The sequence below is a fragment of the Streptomyces sichuanensis genome (assembly GCF_020328095.1).
Lineage (GTDB): Bacteria > Actinomycetota > Actinomycetes > Streptomycetales > Streptomycetaceae > Streptomyces > Streptomyces cinnamoneus.
Window position 1 is genome coordinate 1 of sequence record NZ_JAIXMK010000192.1, and the last position, 10,584, is coordinate 10,584.

Sequence of the window (10,584 nt, forward strand, 5' to 3'; positions counted from 1 at the left end):
TGTGGGAGAGTAGGACGCCGCCGAACAAATTTTCAGAAAAGCTCTGATGTATGAACTCCGGTTCATGCATCAGAGCTTTTTTGTTTTCCCGACGAGCCGCCCGGCGTCATGACGCGTTAAGGTCACCCGGGCAGCATCCGCGGCATGAGGACTGCGGAGTTGCTCAGTACGGCACATGTGGGCGCCGGCGACGAGGTCGTCGTGCCCTCCTACGCCACCGCCGCCACTGCAGAAGCGGTACGGGACACCGGTGCACTGCCCGTGTTCGCGGACATCGCCCCCCAGAGCCTCTGCCTCGACCCCGCCTCCGTAAGCCGCGCCATCACCGCGCGGACCGTCGCCGTCGCGGCCGTACCCCTCTTCGGTCACCCTGTTGACCTGGCGGCTCTTCAGCGTGCAGCTGGACGTACCGTTCTCGTGCTCGCCCCCACCGACCCCACCGACGGTGCGGAGGAAGGGGAGGGGGAAGAAGGCGTCGCCCGGCGGCGGGCCAACGCCGCCTATCTCGACGCCCGGCTGACCGGCGTGACGCCCGTCACGGCACCCGGCATCCTGCACCGGTACCACTCCTACGTCGTACGCGTCCCCGGCAACGGCCGTCCCGACCGGGACGCCTTCGCCCGTGCACTGCTGGACCGTGGGGTCCGCTGCCGGGTGCCCGTCCAGACGCCCGTCCACCGACTGCCTTCGTTCCGGCGGGAGTTGTGGCTGCCGGAGACCGAGCGCGCGGCCGGGGAATGCCTCGCCCTGCCCGTCGATGCGGGCACGTCGCGGCGCGAGCTGCAGCGGCTGGTCGCGGCGTGCAATGCGCTCGGCGGTCTGTTGCCCGCTGCGGCCGCCTGATGGCCAACCTGAGGGTCAAAAGGGTGTCCGAACATCGGGTATGCTTTATCTCGTTGCCGGCCCCAATAGCTCAGTCGGCAGAGCGTCTCCATGGTAAGGAGAAGGTCAACGGTTCGATTCCGTTTTGGGGCTCCACAAAGGAAAGGCCCCCGCCGAACGGCGGGGGCCTTTCTCGTATCCCGGGCCGGCCGGGTCAGGGCTCCTGACGCTCCGGCACGCGCATGGCGAGGATGGCCATGTCGTCCGATGCGGGCTCCGCGGCGAAACGTTCGACCGCGCGCAGGATGCGGGCCGCGACCGCACCCGCCGTGAGGCCCGTGCACGTGGTCAGGACGTCCGTGAGACCGTCGTCGCCCAGCATGCGGGTGCCCTCGCGGCGCTCGGTGACGCCGTCCGTGACGCACAGCAGGACATCGCCCGGGTCCAGGGTGACGGACTGCTCGAACAGCTCCAGGTCGTCCATGACGCCCAGCAGCGGCTGCGGATCGGCCGCCGGCTCGACCGTGCCGTCCTGGCGCAGGCGCAGCGGCAGCGGGTGACCGGCGCAGACGACCTTCAGCAGCGCGCTGCCGTCGGGCTGGGGCCACAGCTCCCCGTAGAGGAGGGTGAGGAAGCGGCTGCGGGCGCCCTCGTCCAGGATGGCCGCGTTGAGCCGTTCGAGGACGGCGGGGCCGCCGAAGCCCTCGCGGGCCAGCAGCCGCAGCGCGTGCCGGGCCAGGCCGGTGACGGCGGCCGCCTCCGGGCCCGTGCCGCAGACGTCGCCGATGGCGAAGCCGTAGGCGCCGTCGCGGATGGGGAAGAGGTCGTAGAAGTCGCCGCCCACCTCGTTGCCCTCGCCGGCGGCGCGGTAGATGACCTCGACCTCCACGCCGGGGACGTCCGGCAGCTCCGGCGGGAGGAGGCTGCGCTGGAGGCTCTGGCTGATGGCGGTGCGCTCGCTGTAGAGGCGGGCGTTGTCCAAGGCGAGGGCCGCGCGGCGGGAGAGGTCCTCGGCGAGTTCGAGGATCTCCTGGCGGAAGTGGTCGTCGGTGGGCTTGCCGAGGGTGAGCATGCCGATGACGCGGTTGCGGGCCACGAGCGGCAGGACGACCGTCTCGCCGCCGACGGCGGCCGCCGTGGCGAGCGAGGTGCCCGGGGCGGGGAGGTGGCCGCTGGCGTCGGTGAGGCCGAGGCTGCGCAGGGACGTGCGCAGCGCGGCGGAGTGCGCGGCCTCGGACGGGGCGGTCCACACGCGGGCGCCGGGCGTGGGCACGGGGTCGGGCGGGGCGACCTTGGACAGCAGGGCCTTGAGGCCGTCGATGCGGTCCTCGTCCTCGTGGAGGACGTAGGAGAGCTCGGGCTCGGAGGACTGGTCCGCGATCGTGTAGACCGCGCACCAGGTGGCGAGGGTCGGCACGGTCATCTGGGCCATGAGGGCCAGGGTCTGGTCGCGGTCGAGGGTGCCCGCGAGCAGGTCGGACGCCTCGACGAGGAAGGACAGCGATCCGCGGCGCAGGCGTTCGAGCTCACCCAGCCGGGCGGATTCGACGGCCAGGGCGATGCGGTCGGCGGCGAACTGCAGGCGCAGTGCCTCTTCGTTCCCGTAGCGGCGCGGGGATTCGGCGGCGACGCCGAGGGAGCCGGTGAGGCGGCCCTCGACCTTCAGGGGGACGGTGACGACCGAGCGCATGCCGGTGTCGGTGAGCAGGGGCACGGCGCCGGGCACGGCGGTGAGGTCGTCGTGGACGGCGGGCATGCGGGCCGAGCCGTAGCGGCCGGTGCCGGCCTCGACGGGGACGCGGGCGAAGCGCTGGCGGGTGGAGGGCAGGCCCGTGGAGGCGCGCACCTCCAGCTCCGTCTCGTCGTCGGTGGCGAGCAGGAGGTAGGCGGAGTCGCCGTCGAGCATGTCGCGGGCGCGCTCGACCGTGCGCTGGAGGAGACCGTCGAGGTCGTCGGGGGCGGGGGAGCCGATGAAGACCTCGAACGGGTCGGTCGTGCCGCGGTCGGCGGCGGGGTCGCCGGCGGGGGAGCGGGGCGGGCTCTGCAGGACGGCGCGCTCCTCGTCCCGTACCAGCAGGCAGACGGTCGAGGGGGCTCCGGCGTTGTCGCGGACGCGCAGGTGGGAGGCGTAGACCGGGACGATGCGGCCGTCGGCGCCCCTTATGCCGTACGAGCCCTCCCAGCGGGACAGGCGCAGGGCCTCGGCGATGCCGGTGGAGGTGCCGGGGGTGTGCGGCCAGGCGGCGAGGTCGGTGAGGGGCTTGCCGATGATCTGGTCGGCGCCGAAGCCGAAGAGCTCCTGGGCGTCGTCGTTCCAGGCACTGATGGCGCCGCCGGCGTCGATCTGGACGACGGCGACGCGGACGCGCGCGTCGGCGACCGGCAGGGCCTCCGCGGGGAGGGCGGGGCCGGCGGAGCGGGTGCCGGCGGGACGGTCGGGCAGGTCGAGACGGAACCAGACCGTCTTCTGCGTGGCGCTGTACTCGACGCCCCAGCGGGAGGCCAGGGCGGCGCACAGCAGCAGGCCGCGGCCGCCCTCGCGGTCGACGCCGCCGAACTGACGTGTGGGGCTCTGCAGGGGGAGCTCGCGTTCGGGGTAGCGGTCGGCGACCTCGACGCGTACGCCGGAGTCCGTCCGTACGCACAGGACGTCGGCGGCCGTGCCGGCGTGGACGACGGCGTTGGTGACGAGCTCGCTGGTCAGGACGACGGCGTCGTCGATGACGTCGGGGAAGCCCCAGCCCTGGAGGGTGTCCCGGACGAAGGCCCGGGCGGCGGCGACCGAGCGTCCGACCGGCTCGAAGGTGGCGGCAGCCCGCGCGGTGATCACAGGTCTCCTCGTGTACGTCTCGGCGATCTGCTCACGCATGTGCAGCGCCCCTCCATTGCCCTGGCCGGTTGCCAGGTTACTTACCTCCGTCGGGTGGGCGGCTCCCGGTGCATCGGGATTCCACCTTGGGGGTGCCGGTGGACCGTGTGCGATGCTGCCGACTGTTATGGCCTGGTTGGGCCGGGGTGAAACACTGGGAAAGCTCGAAGCGGAAGCCCGACGAGGATGATCGACCCAGCGGGAGGGACACGGTGGAGTCTGGCGCAGCGGCGCGGGGCGCAAGCACGCGCGCGAAGGGCGGACGGTCCCGGCCCAATGGGACGACGGAGGTCGACACGGCGGCCCTGAACCGGCTGCGGTCGGCTCTGGAGGCGATGCGGGACGGAAACCTCCGCAAGCGGCTGACGGTCTCCGGTGACGGGGCGATGGCCGAGATCGCCGCGGTGTTCAACGAGGTGGCGGACCGCAATCTGCAGCTGACGGGCGAGCTGGCGCGGGTGCGCCGGGTCGTGGGCCGTGAGGGCAAGCTCGCGGAGCGGCTGGAGGTCGGGGCCTGTGAGGGCGCCTGGGCGGCGGCGATCGACGCGTCCAACGCCCTGGTCGACGATCTGGTGCGGCCGGTGTCCGAGGTGGGCCGGGTGCTGTCGGCGGTGGCCGAGGGCGACCTGGAGCAGCGGATGGATCTGCGTTCCCAGGGGGCCGACGGGGCGGCGCACCCGCTGCGCGGCGAGTTCCTCAAGGTGGGGCGCACGGTCAACGGGCTCGTGGACCAGCTGTCGGCGTTCACCGACGAGGTGACGCGGGTGGCGAGCGAGGTGGGTACCGAGGGCAAGCTGGGCGGCCAGGCCCGGGTGCGCGGTATGTCGGGTTCGTGGAAGGACCTGACGGACTCCGTCAACACGATGGCGTCCCGGCTCACCGCTCAAGTGCGTGACATCGCGCTGGTGACCACGGCGGTGGCCAAGGGCGACCTCTCCCGGAAGGTCACCGTCCATGTGGACGGCGAGATGCTGGAGCTGAAGAACACCGTCAATACGATGGTGGACCAGCTGTCCTCCTTCGCTTCCGAGGTCACGCGTGTGGCCCGGGAGGTGGGTACCGAGGGCGAGCTGGGCGGTCAGGCGCAGGTGCCGGGCGTGGCGGGGGTCTGGAAGGACCTCACCGACTCGGTCAACCTCATGGCCGGCAACCTCACGGCGCAGGTGCGCGGGATCGCGCAGGTGACCACGGCCGTCGCCAACGGTGACCTCTCGCAGAAGGTCACGGTGAGCGCGCGGGGCGAGGTGGCGCAGCTGGCCGAGACGGTCAATCAGATGACCGAGACGCTGCGGACGTTCGCGGACGAGGTCACGCGCGTGGCCAGCGAGGTGGGCGCCGAGGGCCGGCTGAGCGGTCAGGCGCAGGTGCCGGGTGCGGCGGGTACGTGGAAGGACCTCACCGATTCGGTGAACACGGCCTTCCGTAACCTCACCGGCCAGGTGCGGGACATCGCGCTGGTGACGACGGCCGTCGCCAACGGCGACCTGGGCCTGAAGGTGACCGTCGACGCGGCCGGGGAAATGCTGGAGCTGAAGAACACCGTCAACGGGATGGTGGACCAGCTGCAGTTCTTCGGCGCCGAAGTGACGCGTGTGGCACGTGAGATCGGTGTCGAGGGCGAGCTGGGCGGTCAGGCGCAGGTGCCGGGTGCGGCGGGTACGTGGAAGGACCTCACCGATTCGGTGAACACGGCCTTCCGCAACCTCACCGGCCAGGTCCGCAACATCGCCCAGGTGACCACGGCCGTCGCCAACGGCGACCTCTCGCAGAAGGTCACCGTCGACGTCTCCGGTGAGATGCTGCAGCTGAAGAACACCGTCAACACGATGGTGGACCAGCTGTCCGACTTCGCCGAGCAGGTGACCCGGGTGGCCCGCGAGGTGGGTACCGAGGGCCAGCTGGGCGGCCAGGCGCGGGTGCGGGACGTCACCGGCATCTGGAAGGACCTCACCGACAACGTCAACCTGATGGCCAACAACCTGACCAGTCAGGTCCGTAACATCTCCCAGGTCGCGGGCGCGGTCGCCAACGGCGACCTGACCAAGAAGATCACCGTCGAGGCGCGCGGCGAAGTGGCGCAGCTGGCCGACACCGTCAACACCATGGTGACCACGCTGTCGTCCTTCGCGGACGAGGTCACGCGCGTGGCCCGTGAGGTGGGCACCGACGGCATTCTGGGCGGCCAGGCGCGCGTGCCCGGCGTCAGCGGCACGTGGAAGGACCTCACCGAGTCGGTGAACTCGATGGCGTCCAACCTGACCGGGCAGGTCCGCAACATCGCGATGGTGACCACTGCCATCGCCCAGGGCGACCTCACCAAGAAGATCGACATCGATGCCCGCGGTGAGATCCTGCAGCTGAAGACGACCATCAACACGATGGTCGACCAGCTGTCGTCCTTCGCCGACCAGGTGACCCGGGTGGCCCGCGAGGTGGGCACCGAGGGCCAGCTCGGCGGCCAGGCGCGGGTGCGCGACGTGGACGGCACCTGGCGCGACCTCACCGAATCCGTGAACGAGATGGCGGGCAACCTCACCCGGCAGGTGCGGGCCATCGCGGAGGTCGCCACCGCGGTGACCCGCGGCGACCTCAACCTCAAGATCGACGTCGATGCGGCGGGCGAGATCCTGGAACTCCAGGACAACATCAACACGATGATCGCCAACCTCCGCGAGACCACCCTGGCCAACAAGGAACAGGACTGGCTCAAGGGCAACCTCGCCCGCATCTCCGGCCTGATGCAGGGCCGCCGCGACCTGGAGGACGTCGCCGGGCTCATCATGAGCGAGCTGACGCCGGTGGTCTCCGCCCAGCACGGCGCGTTCTTCCTCGCGCTGCCGACCGGCCCGCACGAGGGCGAGAACGGAGCGGAAGCGTACGAGCTGCGCATGCTCGGCTCGTACGGCTACTCCATGGGCTCGATGCCCACGTCCTTCCGTCCGGGCGAGTCGCTCATCGGCACGGCGGCGAAGGAGAAGCGCACCATCCTGGTGGAGAACGTCCCGCCGGGCTACCTGAAGATCGCCTCCGGTCTGGGCGAGGCGCCGCCGGCCCACGTCATCGTGCTGCCGGTGCTGTTCGAGGGGCAGATCCTCGGCGTGATCGAGCTGGCGTCCTTCTATCCGTTCACCCAGATCCAGAAGGACTTCCTCAGCCAGATCGCCGAGATGATCGGCACCAGCGTGAACACCATCAGCGTCAACACCAAGACCGAGGTGCTGCTCAAGCAGTCGCAGGAGCTGACCGAGCAGCTGCGCGAGCGCTCCGCGGAGCTGGAGAACCGGCAGAAGGCGCTGGAGATCTCCAACGCCGAGCTGGAGGAGAAGTCCGACCGGCTGGCCCGGCAGAACCGCGACATCGAGGTGAAGAACACCGAGATCGAGGAGGCCCGGCAGGTGCTGGAGGAGCGGGCCGAGCAGCTCGCGGTCTCCATGCGCTATAAGTCGGAGTTCCTGGCGAACATGTCGCACGAGCTGCGCACCCCGCTCAACTCGCTGCTGATCCTGGCGAAGCTGCTCGCCGACAACGCCGAGGGCAACCTCTCCCCGAAGCAGGTCGAGTTCGCCGACACCATCCACGGTGCGGGCTCGGACCTGCTGCAGCTGATCAACGACATCCTGGACCTGTCGAAGGTCGAGGCGGGCAAGATGGACGTCAGCCCGAGCAGGATCGCGCTGGTCCAGCTCGTGGACTACGTGGAGGCCACGTTCCGGCCGCTGACGGCGGAGAAGGGCCTGGACTTCTCGGTGCGGGTGTCGCCGGAGCTGCCCGCGACGCTGCACACCGACGAACAGCGGCTGCTGCAGGTGCTGCGCAACCTGCTGTCGAACGCGGTGAAGTTCACCGACACCGGCGCCGTCGAGCTCGTCATCCGCCCGGCCGGCGCGGACGTGCCCGACAGCATCCGCGAGCAGCTGCTGGAGGCCGGGTCGCTGCGCGACGCGGACGCCGACATGATCGCCTTCTCGGTCACCGACACCGGCATCGGCATCGCGCAGAGCAAGATGCGGGTCATCTTCGAGGCGTTCAAGCAGGCGGACGGCACGACGAGCCGCAAGTACGGCGGCACCGGCCTCGGGCTGTCCATCAGCCGGGAGATCGCCCGGCTGCTCGGCGGCGAGATCGATGCGGCCAGCGAGCCCGGCCGGGGCTCGACCTTCACCCTCTACCTGCCGCTCAACCCCGGCGAGCTGCCGCCCCAGGGCTACCCGCAGCTGGAGGACGGCCAGGTCGTCGGCGATCCGCTGGGCGCGGTCGGCGGCGCGGGCCCGGCCGAGGAGGTCTCGCCCGCCCGTCAGGCGGCGGGTCTGTTCCTGCGCCGCCGCCGGGCCGCCGCCCAGGCGGCCGGCCAGCGGGCGGCCCTGCCCGCAGCCGGGCACGGCGAGAGTGCGGTGCCCGGGGCGCGGGGTGGCCGGGCGGCGGACGTCGTCATCCCGCCGGAGCCGTGGCTGAGCGAGCACCATGGGCACGCGGCCGTCGACCACGGCGGCTTCCGTGGCGGCTTCCAGGGCGAGAAGGTGCTGATCGTCGACGACGACATCCGCAACGTCTTCGCCCTCACCAGCGTCCTGGAGCAGCACGGGCTGTCGGTGCTCTACGCGGAGAACGGCCGCGAGGGGATCGAGGTGCTGGAGCAGCACGACGACGTCGTGGTGGTCCTGATGGACATCATGATGCCGGAGATGGACGGCTACGCCACGACGGCGGCGATCCGGCGGATGCCGCAGTTCGCGGGGCTGCCCATCATCGCGCTGACGGCGAAGGCGATGAAGGGCGACCGGGAGAAGAGCATCGAGGCCGGAGCGTCCGACTATGTCACCAAGCCAGTCGACACGGACCATTTGCTGACGGTGATGGAGCAGTGGATGCGCGCAGAGTGACGGAATTTCGTTGACTATTTGACTGTGTGCTGACTGAGTGTGGCCAATGACGTGTGGGAGCGCGGTATTCGGGGAACCTTCTGGTCCCCCACCGCGTTTCTGCTACGTGCACAGTGACATCGCGGTGACAGGGTGTGGCGACAGGCGGGGTGCGGCTACCATGACCGGCACAAGGACGGGCGGCGCAAGGGAGTCGTCCCCTGGGGCGGCGCCCGGTGCACTGCCGGGGCGAGGAGGACGGGCCATGGTGCAGAAGGCCAAGATCCTCCTGGTCGATGACCGGCCGGAAAATCTGCTGGCGCTGGAGGCCATCCTCTCGGCGCTCGATCAGACACTGGTGCGGGCATCGTCAGGGGAGGAAGCGCTCAAGGCGCTGCTGACGGACGACTTCGCGGTGATCCTGCTGGACGTTCAGATGCCCGGCATGGACGGCTTCGAGACCGCCGCGCACATCAAGCGGCGGGAGCGGACCCGGGACATCCCGATCATCTTCCTCACCGCCATCAACCACGGCCCGCACCACACCTTCCGCGGCTACGCGGCCGGTGCGGTCGACTACATCTCCAAGCCGTTCGACCCGTGGGTGCTGCGCGCCAAGGTGTCCGTCTTCGTCGAGCTGTACATGAAGAACTGCCAGCTGCGCGAGCAGGCGTCCCTGTTGCGGCTGCAGCTGGAGAGCGGAGGCGGCTCCGGCCGGACCGGCGTCATCGAGTCGCAGGAGCCCGCCGGTCTGCTCGCCGAGCTCTCCGCGCGGCTCGCCGCAGTCGAGGAGCAGGCCGAGGCGCTCTCCAAGCAGCTCGACGAGTCCGCCGACGCCGCCGCAGTGGCCACCGCGGCCCACCTGGAGCGCAAGCTCACCGGATTGCGGCGGGCACTGGACGCCCTGGAGCCGGGCACGGGCAGCGCCGGCCCGCTGCCCACACCGGGCTGACCGCGCCCGGGCCGCATCCCTTTGACACCGCGTCACCGGCTTCACCACCGCATCACGACACGAATGGGTGAACGCCTGGCCGCACGTGTACCGCACGTCGGACAACGGTAATCTCGGCACCATGGCCTCACGTACGTCCGGCAAGGGTTCCCAGAGCACGGCGGGCAACTCCCAGCAGCGCGCCGGACGTCCCGGAGGCGCCGCGAAGAAGGCGCCCGCGAAGGCGCCTGCCAAGGCGCCCGCGAAGAAGGCGTCGTCCAAGTCCGCGGGCCGGGCGCCCGCGCGCAAGGCGACCGCCCGCAAGCCCGCGGCCAAGGCGGCACCCAGGCCGGGCGCCGCCCGCCGCGTCGGCCGCGGCCTGGCCCACGGCGCCGGCAGCGTCTTCCGGGGCGTCGGGCGCGGCGCGAAGGGCCTGGACCCGGCGCACCGCAAGGACGGGCTCGCCCTGCTGCTGCTCGCCGCGGCCCTCGTCGTCGCCGTCGGCACCTGGTCCAGCCTCGACGGTCCCGTCGGTGACCTCATCCGTCTGCTGGTCACCGGCGCGTTCGGCCGCCTCGACCTCGTCGTACCGATACTCCTCGCCGTCATCGCGCTCCGGCTCTTCCGCCACCCCGAGCGCCCCGAGGCCAACGGACGGATCGTCATCGGCCTGTCCGCGCTGGTCGTCGGCGTGCTCGGGCAGGTGCACGTGGCCTGCGGCTCGCCCGGCCGCGGCGACGGCTCGCAGGCCCTGCAGGACGCCGGCGGAATGATCGGCTGGGCCGCCTCCAAGCCGCTGCTCTTCACGGTCGGCGAGATGCTCGCCGTGCCGCTGCTCTTCCTGCTCACCGTCTTCGGCCTGCTGGTGGTCACCGCCACCCCGGTCAACGCCATCCCGCGCCGGCTGCGGGAGCTGGGCGTCCGGCTGGGGGTCGTCGAGCCGCACCCGGACGAGTACGGGCCGGAGGCCGCCGACGGATACGCCGAGTACGCCGACGAGTGGCGCGACGCCCCGCCCGCCCGCCGACCCCGCCGCGGCGCCGCCGCGGCCACCGACCCCGACCGCGCCGAGGCGGAGGCGCTGGACAGGCGCCGCTCCGCAC

The 10,584-nt window shown here is 71.3% G+C and carries 4 protein-coding genes, 1 tRNA gene and 1 pseudogene; 5 read left to right on the forward strand and 1 reads right to left on the reverse strand.

Going from position 1 to position 10,584, the window contains the following annotated elements; genetic code table 11:
* Positions 1 to 144 precede the first annotated feature (144 nt).
* Both LE181_RS30480 and LE181_RS30485 read left to right on the forward strand, forming a co-directional pair.
* Positions 145 to 843, forward strand: coding sequence for a DegT/DnrJ/EryC1/StrS family aminotransferase (locus tag LE181_RS30480; RefSeq protein ID WP_225664745.1), 699 nt, complete (start codon positions 145 to 147; stop codon positions 841 to 843).
* 59 nt (positions 844 to 902) lie between these two features.
* Positions 903 to 978 (forward strand) — tRNA-Thr (locus LE181_RS30485).
* A gap of 58 nt (positions 979 to 1,036) precedes the next feature.
* On the opposite strand, the gene LE181_RS30490 is transcribed toward LE181_RS30485, so the two are convergent.
* Positions 1,037 to 3,691 carry a SpoIIE family protein phosphatase gene (locus tag LE181_RS30490; protein WP_225664746.1) on the reverse strand — a complete coding sequence of 885 codons (2,655 nt, stop codon included), beginning with the start codon at positions 3,689 to 3,691 and terminating at the stop codon, positions 1,037 to 1,039.
* Between the two features lie 335 nt (positions 3,692 to 4,026).
* Here LE181_RS30490 and LE181_RS30495 point away from each other — a divergent pair, with 335 nt between their 5' ends.
* The 3 genes and pseudogenes from LE181_RS30495 to LE181_RS30505 form a co-directional block, all read left to right on the forward strand.
* Complete coding sequence (locus LE181_RS30495) at positions 4,027 to 8,571, forward strand: HAMP domain-containing hybrid sensor histidine kinase/response regulator (protein WP_263869594.1); 4,545 nt, start codon at positions 4,027 to 4,029, stop codon at positions 8,569 to 8,571.
* Positions 8,572 to 8,815: 244 nt separating this feature from the next.
* Positions 8,816 to 9,502 (forward strand): response regulator, encoded by a 687-nt coding sequence (locus LE181_RS30500; RefSeq protein ID WP_225664748.1) that lies wholly within the window; start codon positions 8,816 to 8,818, stop codon positions 9,500 to 9,502.
* Positions 9,503 to 9,623: 121 nt separating this feature from the next.
* Positions 9,624 to 10,584 (forward strand): annotated as a pseudogene (locus tag LE181_RS30505) (cell division protein FtsK); the annotation flags it as partial.

Coding starts and splice junctions, on each gene's coding strand:
- LE181_RS30480 (WP_225664745.1), top strand. CDS start 145: ATGAGGACTGCGGAGTTGCTCAGTACGGCACATGTGGGCGCCGGCGAC.
- LE181_RS30490 (WP_225664746.1), bottom strand. CDS start 3,691: ATGCGTGAGCAGATCGCCGAGACGTACACGAGGAGACCTGTGATCACC.
- LE181_RS30500 (WP_225664748.1), top strand. CDS start 8,816: ATGGTGCAGAAGGCCAAGATCCTCCTGGTCGATGACCGGCCGGAAAAT.
- LE181_RS30495 (WP_263869594.1), top strand. CDS start 4,027: ATGCGGGACGGAAACCTCCGCAAGCGGCTGACGGTCTCCGGTGACGGG.